The sequence below is a fragment of the Marinactinospora endophytica genome (assembly GCF_054780875.1).
This window is the reverse complement of record NZ_BAAGVM010000001.1, coordinates 243,600-268,795: the sequence shown is the minus strand read 5'-3', so window position 1 is coordinate 268,795 and position 25,196 is coordinate 243,600. Positions and strand designations below refer to the sequence as shown.

General features: G+C 73.7%; 18 protein-coding genes and 1 tRNA gene. 8 read left to right on the top strand and 11 right to left on the bottom strand.

Annotated elements, in window-relative coordinates:
* The first annotated feature begins 26 nt into the window (after positions 1–26).
* On the top strand, positions 27–524 hold the full coding sequence (locus ACYVHU_RS01185; RefSeq protein ID WP_078760255.1) for a MerR family transcriptional regulator: 498 nt from the start codon (positions 27–29) through the stop codon (positions 522–524).
* Here ACYVHU_RS01185 and ACYVHU_RS01180 read toward each other — a convergent pair.
* From ACYVHU_RS01180 to ACYVHU_RS01155, 6 genes are all read right to left on the bottom strand, one after another.
* On the bottom strand, positions 471–1,475 hold the full coding sequence (locus ACYVHU_RS01180) for an LLM class flavin-dependent oxidoreductase (protein WP_078760254.1): 1,005 nt from the start codon (positions 1,473–1,475) through the stop codon (positions 471–473). The genes ACYVHU_RS01185 and ACYVHU_RS01180 overlap by 54 nt on opposite strands.
* Positions 1,476–1,891: 416 nt before the next feature.
* A complete protein-coding gene (gene galE / locus ACYVHU_RS01175; RefSeq protein WP_078760253.1) occupies positions 1,892–2,905 on the bottom strand; it encodes a UDP-glucose 4-epimerase GalE in 1,014 nt (337 codons plus the stop codon).
* Positions 2,906–3,364: 459 nt separating this feature from the next.
* Positions 3,365–4,024 carry a helix-turn-helix domain-containing protein gene (locus tag ACYVHU_RS01170; protein WP_078760252.1) on the bottom strand — a complete coding sequence of 220 codons (660 nt, stop codon included), beginning with the start codon at positions 4,022–4,024 and terminating at the stop codon, positions 3,365–3,367.
* A gap of 90 nt (positions 4,025–4,114) precedes the next feature.
* Positions 4,115–5,500, bottom strand: a complete 1,386-nt coding sequence (locus tag ACYVHU_RS01165) for a methyltransferase (protein WP_498947359.1) — start codon at positions 5,498–5,500, stop codon at positions 4,115–4,117.
* An 88-nt stretch (positions 5,501–5,588) separates the two neighbouring features.
* Positions 5,589–8,366 (bottom strand): AMP-binding protein, encoded by a 2,778-nt coding sequence (locus ACYVHU_RS01160; RefSeq protein WP_498947358.1) that lies wholly within the window; start codon positions 8,364–8,366, stop codon positions 5,589–5,591.
* 722 nt (positions 8,367–9,088) lie between these two features.
* A tRNA-Ile gene (locus ACYVHU_RS01155) sits at positions 9,089–9,162 on the bottom strand.
* Positions 9,163–9,579: 417 nt separating this feature from the next.
* Between ACYVHU_RS01155 and ACYVHU_RS01150 the strand changes: the two genes are divergently transcribed.
* The 3 genes from ACYVHU_RS01150 (at position 9,580) to ACYVHU_RS01140 (ending at position 14,641) form a co-directional block, all read left to right on the top strand.
* Positions 9,580–10,569, top strand: a complete 990-nt coding sequence (locus tag ACYVHU_RS01150; RefSeq protein ID WP_432936216.1) for a malate dehydrogenase — start codon at positions 9,580–9,582, stop codon at positions 10,567–10,569.
* 129 nt (positions 10,570–10,698) lie between these two features.
* Positions 10,699–13,212: a DEAD/DEAH box helicase gene (locus ACYVHU_RS01145; RefSeq protein WP_498947357.1), complete on the top strand. Its 2,514-nt coding sequence runs from the start codon at positions 10,699–10,701 to the stop codon at positions 13,210–13,212.
* A 139-nt stretch (positions 13,213–13,351) separates the two neighbouring features.
* Positions 13,352–14,641, top strand: coding sequence for an alkaline phosphatase family protein (locus ACYVHU_RS01140; protein ID WP_498947356.1), 1,290 nt, complete (start codon positions 13,352–13,354; stop codon positions 14,639–14,641).
* Between the two features lie 16 nt (positions 14,642–14,657).
* Here ACYVHU_RS01140 and ACYVHU_RS01135 read toward each other — a convergent pair whose 3' ends face one another.
* Genes ACYVHU_RS01135 through ACYVHU_RS01125 form a run of 3 tightly spaced genes read right to left on the bottom strand, consistent with a single transcriptional unit; the run spans position 14,658 to position 17,079 of the window.
* Positions 14,658–15,116 carry a cytidine/deoxycytidylate deaminase family protein gene (locus ACYVHU_RS01135; RefSeq protein WP_498947355.1) on the bottom strand — a complete coding sequence of 153 codons (459 nt, stop codon included), beginning with the start codon at positions 15,114–15,116 and terminating at the stop codon, positions 14,658–14,660.
* Positions 15,113–15,817, bottom strand: coding sequence for a RibD family protein (locus ACYVHU_RS01130; protein WP_078760245.1), 705 nt, complete (start codon positions 15,815–15,817; stop codon positions 15,113–15,115). Before ACYVHU_RS01130 ends, ACYVHU_RS01135 begins: the two co-directional genes overlap by 4 nt.
* Positions 15,818–15,849: 32 nt before the next feature.
* Positions 15,850–17,079, bottom strand: a complete 1,230-nt coding sequence (locus ACYVHU_RS01125) for an alpha/beta hydrolase fold domain-containing protein (RefSeq protein WP_498947354.1) — start codon at positions 17,077–17,079, stop codon at positions 15,850–15,852.
* Positions 17,080–17,402: 323 nt separating this feature from the next.
* On the opposite strand from ACYVHU_RS01125, the gene ACYVHU_RS01120 reads away from it, so the two are divergent.
* The 4 genes from ACYVHU_RS01120 to ACYVHU_RS01105 are packed head-to-tail and all read left to right on the top strand — an operon-like array spanning position 17,403 to position 22,025.
* Positions 17,403–18,689 carry a glycoside hydrolase family 15 protein gene (locus ACYVHU_RS01120; RefSeq protein ID WP_498947353.1) on the top strand — a complete coding sequence of 429 codons (1,287 nt, stop codon included), beginning with the start codon at positions 17,403–17,405 and terminating at the stop codon, positions 18,687–18,689.
* 35 nt (positions 18,690–18,724) lie between these two features.
* The gene (locus tag ACYVHU_RS01115; protein WP_235000726.1) at positions 18,725–20,131 is read left to right on the top strand and encodes an ABC transporter substrate-binding protein; all 1,407 of its coding nucleotides are present in this window, start codon (positions 18,725–18,727) and stop codon (positions 20,129–20,131) included.
* Positions 20,132–20,189: 58 nt separating this feature from the next.
* Entirely contained in the window at positions 20,190–21,137 is a 948-nt protein-coding gene (locus ACYVHU_RS01110) for a carbohydrate ABC transporter permease (RefSeq protein ID WP_078760527.1), read from the top strand.
* Positions 21,138–22,025: a carbohydrate ABC transporter permease gene (locus ACYVHU_RS01105; RefSeq protein ID WP_078760242.1), complete on the top strand. Its 888-nt coding sequence runs from the start codon at positions 21,138–21,140 to the stop codon at positions 22,023–22,025.
* A 50-nt stretch (positions 22,026–22,075) separates the two neighbouring features.
* Here ACYVHU_RS01105 and ACYVHU_RS01100 read toward each other — a convergent pair whose 3' ends face one another.
* Both ACYVHU_RS01100 and ACYVHU_RS01095 read right to left on the bottom strand, forming a co-directional pair.
* The gene (locus ACYVHU_RS01100; RefSeq protein WP_498947352.1) at positions 22,076–23,536 is read right to left on the bottom strand and encodes an aldehyde dehydrogenase family protein; all 1,461 of its coding nucleotides are present in this window, start codon (positions 23,534–23,536) and stop codon (positions 22,076–22,078) included.
* Positions 23,537–23,572: 36 nt separating this feature from the next.
* Positions 23,573–25,195, bottom strand: a complete 1,623-nt coding sequence (locus ACYVHU_RS01095) for a thiamine pyrophosphate-dependent enzyme (protein ID WP_078760240.1) — start codon at positions 25,193–25,195, stop codon at positions 23,573–23,575.
* Position 25,196: the final 1 nt, after the last annotated feature.

Below are 25,196 nucleotides of genomic sequence, written 5' to 3'. Positions count from 1 at the left end.
CAGAAGCGCGGGAGAGGACGGTCGGCATGCGTATCGGTGAGCTCGCCGCCAGGACGGGGGTGTCGACACGGGCCCTGCGCTACTACGAGCAGCAGGGACTGCTGCGCTCCCGACGCCGGGCCAACGGCTACCGGGAGTACGACTCCACGGCGGTGCTCCGGGTCGGCAACATCCGCTCCCTCCTGGCGTCGGGACTCACCTCGGAGGACATCCGCGAGCTCGCCGACTGCCTCGACCGCGATCTCGGCCACGAACCGGAGTGCGCCGAGGCGATCGCCCTGTTCGAACAGCGACTACGGCACGTGCGCGGCCGGCTCGACGAGCTGACGGACGTCCACGCCCGTCTGGAGGAGCACCTGGGCGACATGCGCGCCCGGATCCGGCACCAGGCCCCGTCTCCTCCCGCCTCCACGAGGACGCGGGAGGAGGAGACGACCGGCGAGGGGAGCCCCCTCCCCGCGCGTGCGCGCTCAGCCGGCGATACCGGCAGCCTCGGCGACGAGTTCGGCCGAGCGCAGGCGTGACTCGGTGTCGCCGCTCTGGAAGGCGATGATCAGCTCGTCGGCCCCGGCCTTCTCGGCGAAGCCGCGCAGGTAGTCGGTGACCTCCCGGGGGTCGCCGACCGCGGAGTAGGTCATCATCTGCTCGACGTGCCGGCCGGCCGGAGAGGCCAGGGCCGCGTCGGCCTCCTCGGCGGAGAGGGCGCGCCCGCGTCCCAGCAGCTGCGCCGCCATCCGACGGCGGGCCAGATGGGCCTGGCGCCGCGCCTCCTCGGCGGTGTCGGCCGCCGTGACGTTCACCCCCGCGATGACGTAGGGCTCGGAAAGCTGCTCGGAGGGGGAGAACTCACGCCGGTACAGCGCCACGGCCTCCTCCAGCGCGGCCGGCGCGAAGTGCGACGCGAAGGCGTAGGGGAGTCCCAGGGCCGCGGCGAGCCCTGCGCCGAACAGGGAGGAACCGAGGATGTACAGCGGGACGTTGGTGCCGTGGCCGGGCGTCGCCTGGACCCCGATGACCCGCGACCGGCCCGTCAGGTAGCCCTGGAGCTCCAACACGTCCTCGGGGAAGGCGTCCGCCGAGGTGTGGTCGCGGCGCAGCGCGCGCATGGTGTTCTGGTCGCTTCCAGGCGCGCGCCCCAACCCGAGGTCGATACGGCCGGGGTGGAGCGTCTCCAGGGTGCCGAACTGCTCGGCGATGGGCAGCGGGGCGTGGTTGGGCAGCATCACACCGCCCGCGCCCAGACGGATCCGCTCGGTGTGCGCGGCCATGTGGGCGATGATCACGCTCGGGGCCGACGAGGCGATGGTCGCCATGTTGTGGTGCTCCGCGTACCAGATGCGCTGGTAGCCGAGGCCGTCCGCGAGACGCGCCAGCGCGAGACTGGCGTCGAGGCTGTCGCGCGCGCTGCTCCCCTCGGGGATGTGCGCGAGGTCGAGGATGGAGAGCGGGACGGTGCCGGAGGCTGACGCGGACAAGGTCGACGGCCTTTCGTGACGGGTGCGTGGGCGCCGCGACGGAGCGCGGACGGGGCCGCCGAGACGGCCACTGTCCAGGCCAACCGCATGGCGCCGCCCGTTATTTCCGCCCTCCCCGCGGCCTTCGCCACGCCGGACCCTTCCCGGGGATCGGGCGCGGTCGCCGGTGGCGCGCTGTGGCCGCCCGCGCGGCCGGCGCGCGGAAGGGAGGCAGGGCGATCCGTCCCCGAGCCGTGGAAAGAAGGGCTCCTGGGGCCCGTCGCCGCGCGTCGTCGGGTCCGACGCCGCCCGTCCCGCCTCTCCCCTCCGCCTCTTGTCGCCCCGGGCCGCCGTGCCGTTGCCCCGTGTACCGAGGGCGGCCCCGCCGTCGGCGGCTCGCCGGCCGTTTCGGCCCCGCGTCCCACGGCCGTACCGGCTCACCCCCGGTAGCCGTCCGGGTTGGCGGACTGCCACCGCCACGCATCGGCACAGGCCTGCTCGACCGTCCGGGTGGCGGCCCAGCCCAGCTCGGCGTTGGCTGCGGAGGGGTCGGCGTAGCAGGACGCGATGTCACCGGGACGCCGGCCGACCACTCGGTGGGGGACCTTCCGCCCGGTCGCCCGTTCGAAGGCCGCGATCGCCTCGAACACCGACGTGCCCACCCCCGTGCCGAGGTTGTACACCGCCACGCCCGTCCCCTCGGCGACGCGCTCGACCGCGGCCAGATGCCCACGGGCCAGGTCCACCACGTGCAGGTAATCCCGCACGCCGGTGCCGTCAGGGGTGTCGTAGTCGTCGCCGTAGACGTCCAGCCGGGGCAGACGTCCGGCCGCGACCTGGGTGATGTAGGGGAACAGGTTGTTGGGGACCTCGGCCGGGTCCTCGCCGATCAGCCCGCTCTCGTGCGCGCCGATCGGATTGAAGTAGCGCAACACCAGCACGCGCCACTCCGGCGACGCCGCGACCAGATCGGTGAGGATCCGCTCCCCGAACAGCTTGGTCGCACCGTAGGGGTTGGTCACCGACAGCGGCGCGCCCTCGGGGATCGGCACAGCGGCCGGATCACCGTAGACGGTCGCCGAGGAGGAGAAGACCAGCCGGGTGACACCGTGCGCGTGGGCGGTCTCACACACGGTCAACAACACGTCCAGGTTGTTGCGGTAGTACCGCAACGGCTGGGCCACCGACTCCCCCACCGCCTTGAGCCCGGCGAGGTGCACCACCGCGTCGAAGGAGTGCTCCGCGAACACCTTGCCCATGAACCCCGGATCCGCGCAGTCCCCCACGTGCAACGGCACCCGCGTCCCGGTGATGCGCTCCACCCGGCGCACCGCCTCCACGTGGGAGTTCACCAGGTTGTCGGCCACGACCACCTCGTGCCCCGCCGCCACCAGCTCCACCGCGGTGTGCGAACCGATGTAGCCGGCACCACCGGTCAACAGAATTCTCATCGCGTGCCCCTCTGGGAGATCGAGGACGTCCCGCGCCACGGCCACCGCCCCCCGAGCCGGGGACGGTAACGGCGGTGGACGCCGGGCCCCACGGGGAGGGGCCGGTCCGCGGCGCGGACGGCGGCCTCGCCGCCATCGGCCGGGCGCCCGCGCGCCCGGGCCTCCACCGGGCGGCGTCCGGGGCCGGTGGTCACCGCGGCGCCGACGGCCCGGGACGACCACCGCGCCTCTGGCCGGACCGACACATCCTAGACCAGGCCCCGGCCCGGCCCGCGGGGACGCCCCGTCGTCCGCGTGCGGTTCCCCGCACCGGGCCGCTCCCCGGGGCGGGAGGTCTCCCGCGGGCCGCGCGCACGCGCGCGGCCCGCTCTCGCCCTCTCCCTACGTCCCCCGACGTGATCGCCCCTCCGCTGGGCGGGAAGACCACGGTGGTGGGGGGATCCCTGCCGAGGGCTCCCCTCAACTGCGCCGGGCGCTGGACGTGTGGTGGCCGGCCACGCCGTTCGCCGACCGGCGACCGTTCCTCGCCGTCCCCTCGCCGGTGTGGTCCAGGAGCAGGACCGAGACGACCTCCTCCCGTCCCACCGCCTCGTAGCAGTGGGGGTGGGTGGCCGAGAAGCAGGCGTAGTCGCCCGGGTAGAGCTCGTAGGGGGCATCGGGCGGGCCCAGGCGCAGCACCCCCTGGGTGACGATGTGGTGCTCACGCCCGGAGTGACCGTGGGAGTACTGCCTCGTTCCCGGCCGGATGCGCTGGTCATAGACCTCGATGCTCCCCGTGGGCAGGACGATCCGGCGCAGGATCCGCAGGTCCACGCCGTCGTCGCCGACGGCCTCGGCGTCCGCGGAACGGACCAGGACGATCTCGGGATCCGCCCGGTCCGCGAGCAGCGAGGCGATCGGCACGTTCAACGCCTCGGACAGGCTGAACACCGTTTCGAGGGTGGGGTTGCCGGCCCCGGACTCCAACCGGGACAGCGTCGCCTTGGCCACCCCCGATCTGCGCGCGAGCTCCGACAGGGACAGCCCCGCCACCCCGCGAAGTATGCGGAGATTGGCCGCCAACCTCCGACCGTCTCGTTCACACCGCACGGCCCCTCCCTCTCCCCCACGCCTGCGCATCACCGACCGCCGTACCGGCGAAAGGTGTCACCGCCCCGTCGCACCGGATCGTCCGGCTGCGGCTCCCCTCGGGCGCGGGGAGCCGTGTCCTCACTTGATCGCGATCACGAGCCGGTCGGGACCGGCGAGCGACTGCGAGCGGAGGTCGCGGAATCCGGCCTCGGCCAGCCAGTCGAAGCACTCCCGGGCCGTGTAGGTGCCCCCGCCCGGATAGTCGATCAGCATGTGCAGCTTGAACAGCAGCCCCGCGAGGTCGGTGCGCTCCTCGTCGATCATCATGTCGTAGATGAGCACCGCCCCTCCGTCGGGCAGCGCCTCATAGGCCTTGGCCAGGAGCATGCGCCGCGTCTCGACGTCCCAGTCGAGCAGGACGTGCCCGAAGATGAGGGCGTCCACCCGGGGAAGCCCCCCGGTGCGGAAGTCACCCGCGGCGAAGCTCATGCGGTCCCCGAGCCCGTGCCGTTCGACGGTGCGCTGGAAGGCGGCCTCGACCGGGGGGAGGTCGAAGCCGACCCCGGTCAGGTGCGGATGGGTGCGCAGCAGACGCGCCAGCACCGGGCCGTCCGAACAGCCGATGTCGGCGACCGTCTGGTAGCGCTTCCACGGGAAGGCGTCGGGAAGCGCCATGACGGCGCGGACCGCGCCTCCGGCCATGGCCCGCCGAAACCGTTCGGCGAGGTCCGGGTCACCGTAGATGGCCTCGAAGGGGTCGGTGTCGCCGTAGGTGTGCGAGCGGCCACTGCGCAGGGTGTCGGTGAGCCTGCCCCACGACCAGTACCACTGGGTCGCCGTGTACTCCATCAGACCGCCGATGTAGGTGTCGGACTCGGGGTCGGCGAGGAGGGTCGAGGTGGCCACCGTGTTGGCGTAGCCGTCCTCGCCCCGTTCCAACAGGCCCAGCGCCACCAGGGCGTCGAAGAAGTCCCTGGCGCCACGCGGGTCCAGACCCAGCCGTTGCCGCAGCTCCTCACCCTGCACGGGGCCGTCCGCGAGCGCGGTGAAGACGCCGAGCTCGACCGCGGAGTACAGCGTCCGGGACTTCATGTAGGCGATGCCGAGAGGCCAGACGTGGTCGCCCCGGTCACGGGCGAACAGCTCGCGGACGGGCGCGCTGTCGTGGACGTCGTCGACGCGGATGGCGCGGTCGCCGGCGAAGTGCCAGTAGTGCGCGGACGGCGCCTCGGCGCCGCCACCACGCGCCCCGCGCAGGCGGCGGACGCCGAGGACGACGATCCGGTCGTCGGAGCCGACGAACTCGCGCGGCTCGAACCTGTCCTCGCCGAACAGGGACCGGCCCCGCTCCAGGGCGGCCCTGACCTCGTCGTGCCCGGTCAGGACCGTGCCGGGTCCGTGGGCGTCCGGCCCCGCGGGGCGGCTCCACCGCACCCCGGGGTCGAGGACGGACAGCGCGGCGTCGATGTCGCCGCGTTCCAGCGCGGCGTAGTGGCCGCGGATGAGTGCTTCCCTGGTGACCAAGTGGTGCCCCCTCGTCGTGAAGGTGTCGCAGGCACGACAGTCGTCCGTTCCGCGCCCGCGAGGTCGGTGGTGGTCCGGCGTGCGGTGTTCAGGCGCCGCCCAGCGCCCGGTCGAGTTCGGCGCGCAGGATCTCCTGGAACGCCCCGACGTGGGCGGGGCTCATGAGCGTGTAGTGCTGTCCGGGAACGTCGATGTAGCGGTTCTCGCCACGGGTGAACTCGTCCCACCTGCGCAGCTCCTTGTCGAGCCACTCCTGCTTGGTGCCGCGCAGGGGGATCGCGTAGAACACGCTGACCGACGCGACGCTGCCGCTGGGCTCGTAGGAGCGGCCCACCCGCACCAGGGACTGGGCGAGGTCCACCCAGGAGGCGAACCCGTCACGGTCGATGCCGAGCTCGGCCAGGCGACGCGGGGCGGCGGCCCGCATGATGTGGTCGACCTGCTCGCCCTGGGGGAGGTCGCGGATGCGTTCGATGAGGTCGTGCTCCTCCTCCTGCCGGATCAGGTCGAGGAAGAGCGCCAGGTGGACGGCACCCTCGGTGTAGTTGAGCTCGGCCATGCGCGAGGCGATGTAGGGCGGCAGGTTGAAGATCCCGACGAAGTCGACACGCTCCCCCAGGGCCTCCAACGCCTTGGCGATCTCAAAGGCCACCGCGCCCCCGTAGGAGTACCCGGCGACCGCGTAGGGCCCGTGCGGCTGCTTGCGGCGGATCGCCCGCACGTAGCAGTCGACCATCTCGGCGAAGTCGGTGAAGTAGGACTCGCCGGGCGCGAAGCCGCGCGCCCGCAGGGCGTGGAAGGGGCGCTCGCCGGTGAAGTAGGAGGCGAGGTTGATGAAGACCAGCACCTCGCCCACACCGGGGTGGACGCAGAACAACGGGGTGCGCTCGCCGCTGTGCTGGAGGGTCACCAAGGGGTCGTACTCCCCGCCGGTCTCGCCGTGCCCGTCGAGGACGCTGGCCAGCGCGTGGACGCTCGGAGCCGACAGCAGGGCGGCGACCGGCAGGTCGTCGATGCCGAAGGCCCGTTGCACCCGCTGTTTGAGCCGGAGGATGTCGATGGAGGTGCCGCCCAGGTCGAAGAAGCCCGCGGTGACGCTGACGCGGTCGGCGGGCAGGCCGAACAGCTCCGCGTAGATGCCGACCAGCATGCGTTCGGTCGCGCCGCGCGCGGGCTCGTAGCCGCCGAGCATGCGCTCGGTGAGCCGGGCGACCCGCTTCTCCTGGGCGGCGAACGCCCCGGACTCCAGCCGCTCGCGCAGGAGCGCGCGGGGGATCTTGCCGAGGCTGGTCTTGGGGATGTCGGCGGCGTCCAACGGGAGGATCAGCGAGGGGCGGAACCCCCACAGCAGCACCACCCCGGTCCGGATGGCGACCAGGGTGCGGTGCAGCGTCGCCTCGTCCTCCGGGGGGAAGGTCGGCGCGAACACGATGACGAGCTGTTCGGTGTCGCTGCCCGGCGGTCGGACGGGGAAGGCGGCGACGGAGCCGTCGGCGACCTCCGGCAGCTCCTCCAGCGCGGCCTCGACCTCGCGGCTGAAGTGGTTGACGCCGTTGACGATGATGCTGTCCTTGATGCGGCCGGCCAGCCGCAGGCCCTCGGCGGTGAGGCTGCCGCGGTCGCCGGTGCGGAACCAGCCGTCGTCGGTGAACGCGGCGGCGGTGGAGTCGGGATCGTTGAGATAGCCGCGGGTCACCATCGGGCCGCGTAGTTGCAGCTCGCCCTCCTGTCCGTCGGGCACCGGCACCCCGCGCTCGTCGACGATGCGCATGCGCAGGCCGCGCACGCCCCGGCCGAGGGAGGCGAACTCCCGTCCGTCGTCGTCCCCGGGGAAGCCGAGGGAGAACACGCTGCCCGCACAGGTCTCGGTCATCCCGAACGCCGGCACGATCGCGTCCCGGCGCAGCCCATGGCCGGCCAGCCGGTCCAGGAACTCCAGCGCGGTCGCCCGCACCACCGCCTCACCGCCGGAGATCAGATGACGCAGGCAGGACAGGTCGAGGCCGGACGCGGCGTCGGTGACCTTGTTGAGCTCGCCGAACAGGAAGTTGGGGGCGAAGGTCAGGGTGACGCGGTGGGCGTCGACGAGGCGCAGGAAGTTCGTGACGTCGCCGAGGACGGTCCGCGGGGAGACCTGGACCTGGGCGCCGCCGGTGGACAACGGCAGCAGGTGGCCCTCGACGGCGGCCACGTGATCGAAGGCGATCCAGTTCAGCATGGTGTCGCCGGGGCCGCAGCCCAGCGCCTCGGCCTTGCCGGCGAGCGCGGCCAGCAGGTTGGCGTGGGTCAGCTCGACCGCCTTGCCGTTGCCCGAGGAGCCCGAGGTGAGCATCAGCAGCGCGAGGTCGTCGGGGGCCGCCGGATGGGGCGGGGCGGCGGTGTCCTCGCCGGCGGCGAGGTCGCGCAGGGTGGCGACGCGCAACCCGTCCTCCTCGGACAGTTCGCGCCGCACGTCGTCGGTGGTGACGATCAGCGGCCCCTCCAGCAGGGCGGCGGCGTGGCGGAGGCGCCGCAGCCAGCGGTCGGCGTCGCCGCGCGAGGGGGCCATGGGGCAGGGGACGTAGCCGCCGAGCACGCACCCCCAGAAGGCCGGGAGGACGTCGCCGGGACGGTCGAGGATGAGGACGACCCGCGCGCCCGGGTCCAGCCCGTGTTCCTTCAGGCCGGCGCGGATCCGCCCGGCGTGGCGCAGGAGGGCGGGATAGGACTGGAAGGTATCGTCGTCGCCGTAGCGGATCCCCTTGTCCGGGTGTTCGGCGGCGGCGCGGGTGAGAAGCGCGGCCAGTCCGCCCGGTTCCGCCCGGGCTTCCCTGGGCGTCGTCCGGCCGGTGTCCAGGGTCGAGGTGTTGTCGGCTGCCGTACTCACGGATGTCTCCTTGTACGCGGTCGGGGGATGGACGCCGGGTCGCGGCGCCTACCGCGGCGGGTGCCACCGACGCCGACATCACGCACCGGCGCACTCTGGTGACCCACCGTCATCTTCCGCGCCCTAGCGTCTCCGTGTCCCCAGAACCGAAAACCTGTTTCCCCCGACCTGGTGACCAGGTAGTTCCAGGTCATTGGGCGCATCAGGAGACAGACGCACATGAGAGAAGAACCGGGCTACTTTCGGATTCGCCCGCCTTGAACCGGGAGCGTTCCCAGACGGGGATCGGGCTCTCCCCAAGCCCGCGGATCGGTCCGGCCGTTTCCACCGTCTGGCGGGGTCGCCCGCTCGCTTCCGGCCCCGCTTGGACGTCCGGCCGGTCGGCCGAGGCTCCCAACGGAGTTCCCCAGGAGACGCCCGCCGTCGACGGGCGGCCGGGCCAGGACCAACGGCCCGCCGGGCCGAGGAGGGACGGCCCGGTCCCCGGAACCCACCGCCCTTCCGGCGCGGTGCCCTCGGGGGCGACCGGCCCGAGGGCCGCGCCCACCGATTCCGGCACGGCCGCCTCGGCGGCGCGTGGGAACCGTCACCGGTACCAGGACGCGCGGTCTCCGAGCGGAGAGCCCGGCGTGCTCCCCCGCGAGCTCCTGGGGAGCGGGCCGGGCACCACGACGCCGCCGTCCCATGGAAGGCCGGCGGCGTATCGGGTTCGGGACAAGGGGTAGGCCGGGCGGGGCTCGAACCCGCGACCCAGGGATTATGAGTCCCCTGCTCTGACCAGCTGAGCTACCGGCCCTCCGGAACCCCTGCTGAGCAGGGGATACGAAATCCTGGTCGACTTTACCTTAGTCGCACGACGGTTGCACAGCAGAGGATTCGGCTCAAACCCACCTGCCGGAAGACCGCCGACAACGGCTCGACGACCACCCGCACCGCCGCCCTGCCTGCGGCCCGCGTCACCGGCGGGAAGAGGCGTCCCGGGCGCGCGGGACGGGACCGGTTCACGGGGCGCGGAGGGCCGCGGACTAGTGTTGTTGTCCGCGACGCCCTCCGGTCCTCTCCGCTCCGGACATCGGCGACGGCCGTGCGCGCCGCCCGGCCCGTCCGCGCCCGCCTTCGGTGTCCGACGCGGAGCGGGAACGGGTGTGCCCGGCGCCGCGGGTTCCGGGGCGGCGTCCCGGAACTGTTCGAAATCCGTCAGGAGAAGAAGGTCATGGCCCAAGTTCCCGTCAACGTCACCGTCACCGGCGCCGCCGGTCAGATCGGCTACGCGCTGCTGTTCCGTATCGCCTCGGGACAGCTCCTTGGCGCGGACACCCCGGTCAAGCTGCGCCTGCTGGAGATCCCGCAGGCCGTGAAGGCCGCCGAGGGGACCGCGATGGAGCTGGACGACTGCGCGTTCCCGCTGCTGAGCGGCATCGACATCTTCGACGACCCGCGCCAGGCGTTCGAGGGCGCGAACATCGCGCTGCTCGTGGGCGCCCGTCCGCGCACCAAGGGGATGGAGCGCGGCGACCTGCTGGAGGCCAACGGCGGCATCTTCAAGCCCCAGGGCCAGGCCATCAACGCCGGCGCCGCCGACGACATCCGCGTGCTGGTCGTGGGCAACCCGGCCAACACCAACGCGCTCATCGCGCAGGCGCACGCGCCGGACGTGCCGGCCGAGCGCTTCACCGCCATGACCCGCCTGGACCACAACCGGGCGCTCACCCAGCTCGCCAAGAAGCTCGGTGTCACGGTGAGCGACATCAAGAAGATGACGATCTGGGGCAACCACTCGGCGACCCAGTACCCCGACATCTTCCACGCCGAGGTCAACGGCACCACCGGGGCCAAGGCGGTGGACGACCAGACCTGGCTGACCGAGGAGTTCATCCCCACCGTCGCCAAGCGCGGCGCCGCGATCATCGAGGCGCGCGGCGCCTCCTCGGCCGCCTCCGCGGCGAACGCGGCGATCGACCACGTCCACGACTGGGTGCTGGGCACCCCTGAGGGCGACTGGACGTCGGCCGCGGTGGTCTCCGACGGCTCCTACGGTGTCCCGGAGGGTCTGATCTCCTCCTTCCCGGTGGTCTCGCGCGGTGGCCGTTACGAGATCGTCCAGGGCCTGGAGATCGACGACTTCTCCCGCGAGCGCATCGACGCCTCCGTCAAGGAACTCGTGGAGGAGCGCGACGCGGTCAAGCAGCTCGGCCTGATCTGACCCGTTCCCTCCGGCCGTGGGGCGCGTCCCGCGCGGGGCGCGCCCCACGGCGTCCACGGCCCCATCGGCGCCGGAGGGCGGGGCGCCGAGAACGGGGGATGGACGAGAAGGTCTCTGGGAGCGGGCAGTATGGGAAGTGTGAGTCTCATCGATCAGCTTCCCGACGGCGCAGAACCCGATTCCCTCTTCGAGGCATTCGCGACATGGGCCGCGGATCGAGGGCTCAGCCTCTACCCCCACCAGGAGGAGGCCCTCATCGAGGTGGTGTCGGGGTCCAACGTCATCCTGAGCACCCCCACGGGCTCGGGTAAGAGCCTGGTGGCCGCCGGCGCCCTGTTCGCCGCGCTGGCCAGGGACGAGTGCGCCTTCTACACCGCCCCGATCAAGGCCCTGGTGTCGGAGAAGTTCTTCGAGCTGTGCGAGGTGTTCGGCACCGACAACGTCGGCATGATGACCGGCGACGCCAGCGTGAACTCCGACGCCCCGATCGTGTGCTGCACCGCCGAGGTGCTGGCCAACATCGCGCTGCGCGACGGCGCCGACGCCGACATCGGCACCGTGGTCATGGACGAGTTCCACTTCTACGCCGAGCCCGACCGCGGCTGGGCCTGGCAGGTGCCGCTACTGGAGCTGCCGCAGGTGCAGTTCCTGCTGATGTCGGCGACGCTGGGCGACGTGTCGCGGTTCGAGGAGGACCTGACCCGGCGCACGGGGCGGGCGACGGCGGTGGTCAGCTCGGCCGAACGGCCGGTCCCCCTGTTCTACTCCTACCGGACCACCCCGCTGCACGAGACGCTGGAGGAGCTGCTCTCCACGCACGAGGCGCCGGTCTACATCGTCCACTTCACCCAGGCCCAGGCGGTGGAGCGGGCGCAGTCGCTGATGAGCATCAACATGTGCAGCCGCGCCGAGAAGGACGCGATCGCCAAGCTCATCGGCAACTTCCGGTTCACCACGAAGTTCGGCCGCAACCTGTCGCGGTACGTGCGCCACGGGATCGGCGTGCACCACGCGGGCATGCTGCCCAAATACCGTCGCCTGGTGGAGCGGCTGGCCCAGGCCGGGCTGTTGAAGGTCATCTGCGGCACCGACACACTGGGCGTGGGGGTGAACGTGCCGATCCGCACCGTGCTGTTCACCGCGTTGAGCAAGTACGACGGCAACCGGGTGCGCCGGCTCAGCGCCCGGGAGTTCCACCAGATCGCGGGACGGGCCGGACGGGCCGGGTTCGACACGGTCGGCAACGTCGTGGCCCAGGCCCCCGAACACGTCGTGGAGAACGAGAAGGCGCTGGCCAAGGCCGGCGACGACCCGAAGAAGCGGCGCAAGGTGGTGCGCAAGAAGGCGCCGGAGGGGTTCGTCGGCTGGGACGAGAGCACGTTCGAGAAGCTGATCGGCGCCGAGCCGGAGCCGTTGACCTCGCGGTTCCGGGTCAGCAACGCGATGCTGTTGAGCGTGATCGCCCGCCCCGGCGACTGCTTCGCCGGGATGCGGCACCTGCTCACCGACAACCACGAGGACCCGCGCAGCCGGCGCCGCCACATCCGCGAGGCCATCGCGATCTACCGGTCGCTGCTGGACGGCGGGATCGTCGAGCAGCTGCCCGAACCCGACGAGCAGGGGCGCACGGCGCGGCTCACCGTGGACCTGCAACCCGACTTCGCGCTGAACCAGCCGCTGTCGACGTTCGCGCTGGCGGCCTTCGACCTGCTGGACCGGTCCTCGCCGACGTACGCGCTGGACGTCTTGACGGTCGTGGAGTCCACCCTGGACGACCCGCGCCAGATCCTCGCCGCGCAGCTGAACAAGGCCCGGGGCGAGGCGGTCGCGCAGATGAAGGCCGACGGGATCGAGTACGAGGAGCGGATGGAGCGGTTGGAGGAGATCTCCTACCCCAAGCCGCTGGAGGAGCTGCTCGACCACGCCTACGACGTCTACCGGCGCGGTCACCCGTGGGTGGGCGACCACCCGTTGCAGCCCAAGTCGGTGGCGCGCGACCTGTTCGAGCGGGCGATGACGTTCACCGACTACGTCGGCTTCTACGAGCTCGCCCGGTCCGAGGGGCTGGTGCTGCGCTACCTCGCCGGCGCCTACAAGGCGCTCAGCCAGACGGTGCCCGAGGACGCCAAGACCGAGGAGCTGCGCGACCTGATCGAGTGGCTGGGCGAACTGGTGCGCCAGGTCGACTCCAGCCTGCTCGACGAGTGGGAACAGCTGGCCAACCCCACGGAGGAGGGCGCGCAGGCCGAGGTCGAGGAGCGCCCCAAGCCGGTCACCGCCAACACCCGGGCGTTTCGGGTGCTGGTCCGCAACGAGCTGTTCCGCCGCGTGGAGCTGGCCGCCCTGCGCCGCTACGACGAGCTGGGGGCGCTGGACGGCGAGGACGGCTGGGACGCCGAGGCCTGGGAGGACGCGCTCGCCGATTACTACGAGGAGCACGACGAGATCGGCACCGGCCCCGACGCGCGTGGCCCCCGGCTCCTGCTCATCGAGGAACGGCCGGGCCTTTGGGAGGTCCGCCAGATCTTCGACGACCCGGCCGGGGACCACGACTGGGGGATCACCGCCGAGGTCGACCTCGCCGCCTCCGACGAGGAGGGCCACGCGGTCGTGCACGTGACCGCGGTCGACCGCATGGGCTAAGCCGGACCGTCCGGCGCGTGCGGGCCGTCTTACCCCGGGGCGACATGCGCGCCATGCTGCTTCCCTGGCCGCCCCGGTTTGCCTACGCTCGCCAGTGACGCCCCGTCGGCCCCGCCCCACCAGAAGGCGAAGGACGCCCATGCGCAGACGAACGTTCCTGGCCGCGACCGCCGTCGGCGCCTCCCTCGCCCTGTCGGCGCGCCCCGCCGCGGCCCGGGCCTCCGCCGAGGCCGGCCGGACGGTGCGGCACGTGGTCCTCGTCGACTGGGACGGGGTCGACCCCTCCTACCTGGACCGGCACGCCGCCTCGCTGCCGAACCTGCACGCGCTCGCCGCCTCCGGCACGCGCACGGTGGCCGGGTGCACCTACAAGGCCGTGTCCAACCCCAACCGGGCGAGCCTGGCCACCGGCGCCCTGCCCGCGACGCACGGCAACACCGCCTACGTGCTGGATCCGGCCACCGGCCGGGCCCGGGGCCAGACCCGTGTGCTGGCGGTCGAGAACATGGTGCAGAGCCTGCGGCGCCAGGGCCGCACGGTCGTGTCCGCGGGGTGGTACATCGTCCAGGATCGGGGGGTGTCCTACGGGGACCCCGATGGGCTCTACACGCAGGGCTCGACGTGGGAGGAGAACGTGGACACCGCGGTGCGGGTGCTGCGCGGTGAGCCGGTGGACTCCGGTGGCGAGCCGGTGACGGTCGCGCGCGTCCCCGACCTCCTGGCGCTGTACTCGGCCGACATCGACTCGATCGGGCACGGGGAGGGGCCCGGCTCCGAGCGCATCCCGGCCCGGCTCGCCGAGATGGACACGGGGCTGGGACGGCTGGTCGAGACGCTACGCGAGACGGGGCTGTACGAGCGGACCGTGGTGGTGTTCGTCTCCGACCACGGCATGACCGGCTACACCGAGTCGTTGGAGCCGCAGGTGCTCGGCGCGCTGCGCGACGCCGGGTTCGGGGCCGAGCGGTTGTACTCCGGCCGGGCGCCGGGCCCCGACACCGAGGTGGTGCTCACCGCGAGCCCGCGCACCGCCAACGTCTACCTGCGCGGTGCCGCGGCCGAGCCCGAGGGGCGGGCGCGGGTGGAGTCGCTGCTGCGCGGCCTGCCCGAGCTGGAGGCGGTCCGCGACCGGGGCGAGCTCGACGCGCTGGGCGCCTCCCCTGAGGAGGGCGACCTGACGATCGAGGCGCGACCGCCCTACGCCTTCGTCGATCCGGCGATCATCGACGGCCGGGAGCGTGGCGGGCATTCCAGCATGCGCGAGGCGCGCGCCCCGCTGATCCTGTCGGGGCCCGGGATCGCGGTGGGCGCCGTCCCCGCCGACGCGCGCGTCATCGACGTGGCCCCCACGATCAGCCGGCTGCTCGGCGCCGAACCGCCCGCGGGCGCGCAGGGGCGGGTGTTGGAGGAGGCGTTCACCGACGGCTGAGGGCGGTCGGCGGTGCTCACAGCAGGTGCCGGTTGACCTCGCGCACCAGGGGCGCCAGGTCGGGGACCTCGATGACGCTGCGGCCGGCCTCGCGGAGGAGCTCGGCGCCCTGGCAGTCGACGAAGATCGCCGGTTCCCGCCAGGCGAACACCACCCTGGGGATGGGGGTGGCCAGGATCAGCCGGGCGCACGGGCAGGGGCGTGAGGCGCGGGCGCTGCACGGTTCGAGGCTGCTGTACAGGGTGGCCTCGGCCAGGCGGGGGTCGGCGGCGGGCAGTCCGCGGAGCGCGACCTCCTCGGCGTGGTCGAGCGGGTCGTCGCGGCGCGAGTAGCCGTCGGCGAGGACCGTGCCGCGGGCGTCGGCGATGACCGCGCCCACGGAGAAGGCGGTGGGCGAGGGCGGGCAGCGGCGCGACAGTTCGACGGCGGCCTCCAGCAGGCGCCGGTCGGTGGCGGTGGGGGCGTCCGCGGTCACGTGGCCGCCCCCGGCAGGTAGCGCAGCACCGCCATGGTGCCGACCTGTTCGACGCCGGCCAGGCGCATCGGCCGGGCGGGACCGTTGGGGAAGTCCGCGGGGTGCACGAAGCGGGGGGCCTCCGGGTCGCCGATGAGGAAGGGCGCGACCGCGAGGTGGAGCTCGTCGGCCAGCCCCGCGGACAGGAAGGCGGTGTGCACGGCGCCCCCGCCCTCGACCATGAGGCGGCGCACGCCGCGCCGGGCGAGGTCGGCGAGGGCGCGGGCCGGATCGGGCGGGTCCCCAACGGCCACCACGTCCACGTCGGGCAGGTCCGCCAGGCGTCGCGCGGTGGCCGCGTGGGCCGGGTCGGCGACGTAGACGACCGCGCCGGGGGCGCCGGTGGACAGGACGCGGGCGCGCGGGTCGATGTCGCCGCGGGCGCTCAAGACGACCTTGAGGAGCTGTTCGTCACGGCCCTCGGCGATCCGGCGGGCGCGGCGCTGCGGCGAGCGCACCAGCAGCCGCGGGTCGTCGGCGCGCACGGTGCCGGCGCCGATGAGGATCGCGTCGCAGCCGGCCCGGAGTTCGTCCACCCGGTCGAAGTCGGCCTCGTCGGACAGCCGCAGGCGGTCGGCGGAGGTGTCGTCGATGTGGCCGTCGATGGACATCGCGCAGCTCAGGATGGTGTGGGGGCGTCCGTTCGGTGCCGGAGCGGTCATGCCTGCCAGGGTAGCGGCGCGCGGGGGCGCGTTCACCGGTCGCCGTGGGCGGTGTCGCGTGGCGGGGCGTGCTCGGCCAGGAAGCGGGTGGTGACGCCGTGGGCGATCTGGTCGGCCCACGACCCCTGGGCGACGTCGAAGCCGTGCTCGGCGAAGGGAAGCCGGACGAAGCGGGTCGGGACGCCCGCCGCGGCCAGTCGCCCGGCGAGACGCTCCGAGGGTTCCGGGGGGACGGTGTGGTCGCGTCCCCCGTGCAGGATCAGGGTGGGGGGCAGCCCGGGGCGGACGTAGTGGCCGGGGGAGCCCAGCTCGTAGGCGCCCGGGACCTCGGCGGGTGTGCCCCCGGTGTAGGCGCGCATGGCCGGGCGCGACCGTCCGGCGCCGCCGTATCCAAGGGTGTCGGTGCGCCACCAGGCGGCGATGTCGGCGACCGGGTACAGGGCGAGGACCGCGGCGACGGCGGTGTCCCCGTCCCCGCAGGTGGGCGGGATCGTGTCGTCGGCGTAGGCGGCCATGAGCGCGAGGTGGCCGCCGGCCGAGCTGCCGGACAGGACGACGCGGCCGGGGTCGGCCCCGTAGTCGGCGGCGTGCTCGGTGACCCAGTTCAGGGCGCAGCGCACGTCACCGGGCGCGTCACGCCAGCGCTCGGGCGGGGCCAGCCGGTAGTCGACGGAGAAGACCGTGTAGCCCTGGTCGGCCAGGCGGCGCGGCCAGCCGGGGAACTCCGCCTTGTCCCCGCCGATCCACGCCCCGCCGTGGACGTGCACGATCGCGGGGGTCCGGCCGCCGCCCCGTGGCCGGTAGACGTCGAGCCGCAGTTCCCTCCCGTCGGCGTGCCCGTAGACGACGTCGGACTCGTCGGGCCCCCTCTCCGGATCGGGGGCGAGGTAGGCGGCCAGGGAGAGCGGGACGTCCTGCTCCTCGGCCGTCCGCCACGACGCCGCGACCGGGAGGAGCGCGACGACGGCGGTGGACGCGGCCACCGCCATGGTCAGCCCGCCGGTGCGCCGCGCCCCCGCCAGCACGGCGAGCGCCCCCACGCCGACGCCGGCCAGGGCGAACGGCACGACGTGCAGGTCGTGGCGGGTCAGCAGGGGGGACAGCGGGAGCAGGGCGGGCGGCAGCCACCGGGACAGGATCGTGAACGCCACCACCGCGAGGGCCGCCGCGCAGAGCGCGGCCACCGCCATCGCGAGTACGCGCCACCGGCGCCGGGCGGATCCGGTGGCGGGCCGTCGCTGGTGCCGTGGGCCTTGCCGCATGAATCCCCTTTCGGCCGGACCGCCGCGGGACGGAGGGGCCGTCCTTGGACGCGGGGCCGGGCCCGCGGCTCTGCTTCCCCCGATCTTCCCGGCTATGCGCCCGTCCGCCTCCGGCCGGACACGCCCCGGCGCGCGGGCCTACCCTTCGGCGCGGCCGTGGTCTACCTTCGCAGGAAAGGACGACGGAGCGTGATCCGGCCGCCACGGCAGCACGGGCGGCCGCCGGCCCGTCGGAGAGGAGGGGCGATGCGGATGGGGATCGGCTCGTCCGGACGGCGGCCGGGACCGTGGTGAACGGCCCGGGCGCGGGCGCCTCCGGCCGCGTGGACGGACCCGTGCTGGGCCGGCGCGGCACCGCGTGGAACCCCGAGACCCGTCTGTACGCCGACGGGGTCGTCACCGGCGCCGATGGGGCTCCGCTGGTCGTCCCGCCCCACGGCGCGCTGCGCCGGCTACCGGACACCCCGTTCCTGGATCCCGCCAGTGGGACGCTGCCCGGGGCCGCCCGGCCCGGGCCGGACGAGGTGGCGCGCGCCGCCGCCGAGACGGCCGCGGCCACGCTGCCGGGAGCCGGCACCCGTTACGCGGCCATGGCCCGCACCGCGTTCGTCGACATCCGCGCGCTGCTGTATCCCAACGGGGCGCTGGTCGCCGCGGCCAGCCCCTACTGGCACTACGTCTGGCCGCGTGACGCCGGGTTCTGCGCGGTGGCGCTGTGCCTGGGCGGTCGCCACGGTGACGCGCTCCGGGCGCTCCGCTACGTCTGTGGCCTACAGGAGCCCGATGGCACGTGGCAGGCCCGCTACCTGCCCGACGGTTCGGGGCGGGTGCCGGACCGGCGCGGCACCCAGCTCGACGGCATCGGCTGGACCCTGTGGGCGCTGTGGGTGTGGGCGGCCACCGCGCCTGCGAGGACGGTGGCGGCGGAGCTGGCCGACATGCTGGCGACGGTCCGCGCCGCAGCCGACGCGATGTCCGCGGCCGTGGACCCGGGCACGGGACTGCCCCGGCCCTCCCAGGACTACTGGGAACGCGACGTCGACGAGGCGACCCTGGGCACGGCCGCGCCCCTGCTCCTCGGTGCCCGGGCCGCCGCCGACCTGCTCGGCCGGGCGGGCGACGGCGCCGCTGCGGCGCGGTGCGCACGCGTCCGGGACCTGCTTAGCGACGGGATCCGGCGTCATTTCGCCCCCCTCGACTTCCCCCGCCGCGTGGGGGGCGGCGGCCGGGACGCGTCGGTGGCGTTCCTGTTGCCGCCGTTCTCTCCCATGGAGCCGGGCCCACATGCCGCCTGGAGGCGCACTCTGGCGGCGTTGCGCCTGGCCAACGGCGGGGTGCGGCCGGGAGAGGAGTGGGCCGACACCCGCACCGCCTGGACCCCCCAGGTGTCGTTGTTCGCGATGACGGCGGCGGCGACGGGCGAGCGTCACCTGGCCGAGGGGTTGTTGACCTGGCTGGAGGAGCGCCGGACCCGACTGGGGGCGCTGCCGGAGAAGGTCACCGAGGACGGCCGGCCGGCGGCCGTCGCCCCGCTCGCCCTGACCGGGGCGAGCGTCCTCATCGCGCTGGCCTCGCTGGAGGGCCGCCCGCCGCCGACACCGCCGGGATGACCCGGTCTCCTCCCGCCGACCGCTCAGGAGGTTGCATGTCCGTACCGAGGAGGCGGGCGCGCCCACCGCGCGCCCGCCGCGCGGCCCTCGCGCCGGCCGCCGTCGTCGCGCTGCTGCTGGCAACGGCCTGCGCGGGAGGCGGGGATGACGAGGACGGCGCGTTGACGTTTTGGACCTCCCACGTCACGCCCGACCGGATCGCCCAGCAGGAGGCGACGGCCCACAGGTTCACCCAGGAGACCGGGATCGCGGTGAACGTCGTGCCGATGGCCGCCGCCGACCAGAACCAGGCGCTGGTCACCGGGGCCGCCTCCGGCGACGTGCCCGATGTGGTGATGCTCGCCCCCGACCAGGCCGCGGCGTGGAGCCGGCAGGGCCTGTTGGACACCGAGGTCGCCACCGCCACCGTCGAACGGCTGGGACGCGCCACCTTCAACGAACGGGCGTTGGAGATGGTGACCGTGGACGGCACGATCGCCGCGGTCCCCAGCGACGGCTGGGGCCAGGTGCTGCTGTACCGTGAGGACCTGTTCGCGGCGGCGGGGCTGGAGCCCCCCGAGACCCTGCACGACGTCGCCGCGGCGGCCGAGGCGCTGGACACCGACGGGGTCGCCGGGATCGTGCTGGGCACCAAGCCCGGGGACCCCTTCACCACGCAGACCCTGGAGGCCCTGCTGCTGGCCAACGGGTGCCGGCTCACCGACGGCGCGGGCGAGATCTCACTGGGCTCTCCCGCCTGCGTCGAGGGACTGGAGCTGTACGCGCGGCTGGCCGCGGCGTCGGTCCCCGGCGACCAGGACGTGGAGTCCACGCGGGCCGCCTATCTCGCCGGGGAGAGCGCGATGCTGTTCTGGGGCACCCACATCTTCGACGAGTTGGCCGGGCTGGCCCCCGACTTCCCCCCGACCTGCGACGAGTGCGCGCGGGATCCACGCTTCCTCGCCGACAACTCCGGTGTGGCCCTCCTGGCGGACGGTGCGCGTGGGGGTGGCGGTCAGTACGGGGTCACGCTCAACCTGGGCGTCCCCCACGGCGCCGACACCGCGAAGGCACGGCGTTTCATCGAGTTCCTGCTGGGCGACGGCTACCTGGAGACGTTGGGGGTCTCCCCGGAGGGGCGGGTGCCGATGCGCTCGGGAACCCCCGAGGAGCCCTCCGCGTTCACCGACGCCTGGGCCGATCTGCCCACCGGTGAGTCCGAGGAGACCCGGACCCCACTGTCGCGCGTCTACGACGAGGCGACGATCTCGGCGATCCTCGACGGGGCCGGCTCCTTCCAACGCTGGGGGTACGGCGGCCCCGACGCGGTGCTCGCGGGATCGCTGGCCTCGCAGAACGCGCTGGTCCAGGAGCTGGGCACGCTCCTGTCCGGCGGCGACGCGCGGGAGTACGCCGAGGACATGACGCGCATCGCCGAGGAAGTGCGTACCGACATCGAGTGAGCGACGAGTGGCGGGCGCCGTGCGCCGCCCCGACAACGGTGAGGTGGGCGTGAGCGTGATGACATCGCCGGATCGGCGGGCCCGTGCCCGCCGGACCCGGCGCGCGCAGGAGGAGTTGCACGGGCGGCTGCTGGTCGCGCCGACCCTGCTGGTCGTCGGCCTGGTGGTGTTGGCCCCCTTCGTCGCCAGTTTCGTGCTGGCCTTCCAGGACCTGCGGCTGATCGAGATCCGCTCCCTGGGTCTGGGCGACCTCGGGGTGAGCCTGGACAACTTCGCGGACGTGCTGTCCAGCGCCGGATTCTGGAAGGCGGCGCGGACCACGCTGGTCTACGCCACGGCGAGCACGGTCGGCTCGGTCCTGGTGGGCCTGGTGCTGGCGTTGGCGCTGCGCCGTCCCTTCCGCGGGCGTGGTCTGGTGCGCGGGCTGCTGCTCATCCCCTACGTGCTGCCGGTGGTGGCGGCGACCACGATCTGGACGACGCTGCTCAACCCGCAGTACGGGGCCGTCAACGAGGTGGGGCGGCGGTTCCTCGGCTGGGAGGCGCCGATCAACTTCCTCAGCACCTACGACATCGACCTGTGGGGGCTGCCGGTTCCGGTGGCGCTGAGCGTGGTCATCGCCTTCGAGGTGTGGCGCTCCTTCCCCTTGGCGTTCCTGTTCATCACCGCGCGCCTCCAGGTGGTGCCGCGCGACGTGGAGGAGGCCGCCGTGGTCGACGGCGCCTCCCCGTTGCAGGGGTTCCGCCACGTCCTGCTGCCGCAGCTGACCGGGGTGATCGCGCTGCTGGCCCTGCTGCGCTTCATCTGGTCGTTCCAGAACTTCACCGACGTCTACCTGCTCACCGACGGCGCGGGCGGCACCCAGGTGGTGGCGGTGCGGGTCTATGAGGAGCTGGTGACCCGCGCCGACATCGGCGCGGCCTCCGCGCTGGGGGTGCTGATGACCCTGGCCCTGGCGGTGCCGCTCGCGCTGTATGTGTGGGCGTCGCGGAAGGAGCGTGCCTAGATGCCCCGGACCCGAAACCGTCCGCCGCTGGACCGGCACGCCGTGGAGCGGCGGGTGCTGGCGGTGCTGCGCGTGGTGGTGATCGTCGCGGCGGTGCTGGCCTCGGCCGGGCCGCTGCTGTACGGGATCGTCCTGTCGCTGCGTTCGCTGCCCGATGTGATCGCCGCCCCGTTGGCGCTTCCGGCACCCGGCGAACTGGACTTCGGCGCCTACTCCGAGGCGTTGCGCGACGAGTCCGCCGACGGCTACGGGCTGGCCAGGTTCATGCGCAACTCGCTGGTCGTGGCGGTGGGGACGACGGTGCTCGCGGTGGCGTGCAGCACCCTGGGCGCCTACGCCGCGGCGCGGCTGCGTTTCCTGGGCCGCGACGCGGTCAACGGGTTCTTCCTGGCGGTCTACCTGTTCCCCGGGATCGTGCTGGCGGTGCCGCTGTTCGTGCTGTTCAGCCGGATGGGGCTGACCCGGTCGCTGCTGGGGCTGGTGCTGATCTACCTGGCGCAGACGGTGCCGGTGTCGCTGTACATGCTGCGCAACTACTTCCGCGCGGTCCCGGCGAGCGTGGAGGAGGCGGCCGAGGTGGACGGGTGCAACCGGGTCCAGGTGATCACGCGGGTCGTGCTGCCCATGGCGCTGCCGGGCATCACCGCCACCGCGCTGTATGTGTTCATGATCGCCTGGAACGAGTTCCTGTTCGCGCTGCTGTTCCTGGTCGACGACCGTGAGCGGTGGACGGTGTCGCTGGGCATCGCCCAGCTCACCGACTTCACGGTGCCCGCGCCGGTGCTGATGGCCGGGTCGATCGCGATCACCGTGCCGGTGGTGGTGGGGTTCCTCGCGGCGCAGCGGCTGCTGATCTCGGGGCTGACCGCCGGCGCCGAGAAGGGCTGAACGGCGCCCGGTGGGGGAGGCCCCGCGGGCCTCCCCCACCGCGGACGCGATCAGAAGGGGTAACGCTCGATCTCGGCCTGCATCGTGACCCACTGGGTCTCGGTGAACGCCTCGATGTTGGCGGTGGTCCCCCCGAACCGCGAACCGGTGCCGGAGTCGCCGACCCCGCCGAAGGGCGCGACCGACTCGTCGTCGACGGTCTGGTCGTTGATGTGCACGATCCCCGAGGGGATGCGCTCGGCGAGCTCGTAGCCGCGCATCGGGTTGGCGGTGAGGATGCCCAGCGACAGCCCGTAGTCGCTGCTGCTCGCGATCTCGGCGGCCTCTTCCAGGGTGGAGAAGCGGATCACCGGGGCGACCGGCCCGAAGACCTCCTCGGCGAAGGCCGGGGTGTCGACGGTCACACCGTCCAGGACGGTCGGCCGGTAGAACAGGCCCTCGTAGGTGCCGCCGGCGGCCAGCCGGGCCCCGGCCTCGACGCTGCGGGTGACCAGGGAGTGGATCTTGTCGCGCTGCCCCGCGTCGATGATCGGTCCGAGCGCGACCTCGCCGCTCTCGGGGTCGCCGACCCGCAGCGCCTCGGCCTTGGCCGCCAGCGCCTCGACGTAGGCGTCGGCGATGGACTCGTGCACGAGGTGGCGTCCGGTCGTCATGCAGATCTGTCCCTGGTGCAGGAAGGACCCCCACGCCCCCACCGACGCGGCGCGCTGGACGTCGGCGTCGGCGAGCACGATCAAGGGCGAGTTCCCGCCCAGCTCCAGGTGGGCGCGCTTGAGGTGGCGTCCGGCGGCCTCGCCGACCTTGCGGCCGGCCGCGGTGGAGCCGGTGAAGGAGATGACGCGGACCTCGGGCGCCTCGACCAACGCCACCCCGGCCGCGGCGCCGCCCGGGAGCACGTGCAAGACGCCCTCGGGCAGTCCGGCGCGGCGGAAGACCTCGGCGATGACCGCTCCCCCGGACACGGCGGTGCGCGGGTCGGGCTTGAGCACGACCGCGTTGCCCAGGGCCAGCGCGGGCGCGACCGAGCGCATGGCGAGGATGAGCGGGAAGTTGAACGGGGCGATGACGCCGACCACCCCCACCGGGACCCGGCGGGCCAGGCTCAGCCGAGGCTTGGCCGAGCGCAGCACCTCGCCGGCGGGCTGGGAGGCCAGGGCGGCGCACTCGTAGGCCTCGGTGACGGCCAGGTGCGCCTCGAAGCCGGCCTTGCCGGGCGCCGACCCCGCTTCGCGGCCCAGCCAGCCGGCGACCTCGTCGCCGTACTCCTCGAACAGGGCTCCGGCCCGGCGCAGCACCGCCGCGCGCTCCGCGAAAGGCGCGGCGGCCCAGGCGCGCTGGGCCTTGGCCGCCACGGCGGCGGCCTCGGCCACGTCGGTGGCGTCGGCCGAGCCGATCCGGCCGATCTCGGCGCCGGTCGCCGGGGAGACGACCGGGGCGTCGCCGCCACGCGCGCTCGTCCAGGTTCCGGTGAACACCTTCGACGTCCACACGTCGCCGTCGAACAGACTCATGTCACTCCTTCTCACGTTCTCGACCACACGGTGCCCTCAGGGGGCGAACGTCGTCCCGACCGTCACCTCGACATCGAGCACGAGTGGTTCGGTCCGCTCCGTCAGGGTGGGGACGACCTCGTCCAAAACGGTGATGAGGTCGTCGTAGGAGGTGATCCTGCGGGCGGGACAGCCCAACCCGCGGGCCACCTCCGCGACCGACACCTCGTCGAACGCCGGCCACGGGGGCTTGCCCCCCTGCCCCTCGGCGAGGCGGTCCATGATCGCGTAGCGGCCGTTGGACAAGACGACGAACAGGACGCCCGCGCCGTAGCGGGCCGCGCTCCACAGCGCCTGTACCTGGTACATCGCCGATCCGTCGCCGACGACCGCGACGACCGGCCGTCGGGGGTCGGCCATGCGCGCCCCGGTGGCCGCGGGCAGGGCGAAGCCCAGGCCGCCCATCGCCGCGGACAGGAAGCCGAGGGGGCGCCGGGCCGGCAGCAGCGCGTGCATCTCGGGCCGGCTGGAGGGGGTCTCCTCCACGAAGATCGTGTCGGCGGCGGCGCGCTCGGCCAGCGCGGCGAAGACGTGGCCGGGCGCGAGGGGACGGCCGGGCTCGGGCGGGAGCGGGCGCGCCACCTCGCGTCGGGGCTCATCGGAGCCGGGGCGGCGCCGGACGCGCTCGGCCAGCGCCGCGACGAAGGGCGCCACGGGGGTGTGCACGGCGACGTCGGCGGGGCTGTGGCCGATCTCCCCCGCGTCGGCGGAGACGACGACGGTACGGGTCGCGGGCTCGACGAGCGGCCCTGGGTGGTACTGGTACTGGCGGAAGACCGGCGCGCCGACCGCGACCACGACGTCGTGGGGGGCCAGGAGGGCGCGCAGCCGCGGCCGGTCGGCGGGCAGGTGCCCGGCGAACAGCGCGTGGTCCTGCGGGAACCCGGCACGCGCCCCGAAGCTCTCCTGCCACACCGGGCAGCCGAGCCGCTCGGCGAGGGCGACCAGGGCCGCCCAGCCCTCCTCGTCGTCGTTGGCCGCCCCGGCGACCAACGCCGGGGATCGGGCGCCGTCGACCAGGGCGGCCACCTCCTCCAGGGCCGGGTCCAGGGCGGCCGGGGCCGGGGCGGGGCGCAGGACGCGCCGGGGCGCGGCGTGGACGGCGGGGTCGCCGGCGGGCTGGTGCCAGTCGTCCATGGGGACGATGACCAGCGCGGGACCGCCGTGCGTGCTCGCCTCGTGGTGGGCCCTGGCGATGGCGGCGGGCACGTCCTGGGCCCGCTCGGGCTGTTTGACCCAGACGGGGTAGTCGCCGGCCAGGCCCTCCAGCCGCCCCGCGAGGAAGGGCTCCTGGGCGAGGTGGCGGCGGTCCTGCTGGCCCACGAGCACCACCAGCGGGGCCCGGTTGACACGGGCGGTGGCCAGCGCCCCGACCGCGTTGCCCAGTCCCGCGGTGGTGTGCAGCTGGACGAGCGCGGGGCGCCTGCGGGCGATGGCCCAGCCGGTGGCCATGCCGACCACCGAGCCCTCGTGCAACGCCAGGACGAAGTCCAGATCCTCGGGCAGGTCGGTGAGGAAGCCGACCTCGGTGGATCCGGGGTTGGCGAAGATGGTGGTCAGGTCGAGCCCGCGCAGCATCTCCAAGGTGGCGTCGCGGACGGTCCGCGATCCTGTGGTCACG

Excerpts from the sequence above, each read along its gene's own strand:
- ACYVHU_RS01185 (WP_078760255.1), top strand. The coding sequence starts at position 27 with ATGCGTATCGGTGAGCTCGCCGCCAGGACGGGGGTGTCGACACGGGCC.
- galE (WP_078760253.1), bottom strand. The coding sequence starts at position 2,905 with ATGAGAATTCTGTTGACCGGTGGTGCCGGCTACATCGGTTCGCACACC.
- ACYVHU_RS01170 (WP_078760252.1), bottom strand. The coding sequence starts at position 4,024 with ATGCGCAGGCGTGGGGGAGAGGGAGGGGCCGTGCGGTGTGAACGAGAC.
- ACYVHU_RS01150 (WP_432936216.1), top strand. The coding sequence starts at position 9,580 with ATGGCCCAAGTTCCCGTCAACGTCACCGTCACCGGCGCCGCCGGTCAG.
- ACYVHU_RS01145 (WP_498947357.1), top strand. The coding sequence starts at position 10,699 with ATGGGAAGTGTGAGTCTCATCGATCAGCTTCCCGACGGCGCAGAACCC.
- ACYVHU_RS01140 (WP_498947356.1), top strand. The coding sequence starts at position 13,352 with ATGCGCAGACGAACGTTCCTGGCCGCGACCGCCGTCGGCGCCTCCCTC.
- ACYVHU_RS01130 (WP_078760245.1), bottom strand. The coding sequence starts at position 15,817 with ATGACCGCTCCGGCACCGAACGGACGCCCCCACACCATCCTGAGCTGC.
- ACYVHU_RS01125 (WP_498947354.1), bottom strand. The coding sequence starts at position 17,079 with ATGCGGCAAGGCCCACGGCACCAGCGACGGCCCGCCACCGGATCCGCC.
- ACYVHU_RS01115 (WP_235000726.1), top strand. The coding sequence starts at position 18,725 with ATGTCCGTACCGAGGAGGCGGGCGCGCCCACCGCGCGCCCGCCGCGCG.
- ACYVHU_RS01110 (WP_078760527.1), top strand. The coding sequence starts at position 20,190 with ATGACATCGCCGGATCGGCGGGCCCGTGCCCGCCGGACCCGGCGCGCG.
- ACYVHU_RS01105 (WP_078760242.1), top strand. The coding sequence starts at position 21,138 with ATGCCCCGGACCCGAAACCGTCCGCCGCTGGACCGGCACGCCGTGGAG.
- ACYVHU_RS01100 (WP_498947352.1), bottom strand. The coding sequence starts at position 23,536 with ATGAGTCTGTTCGACGGCGACGTGTGGACGTCGAAGGTGTTCACCGGA.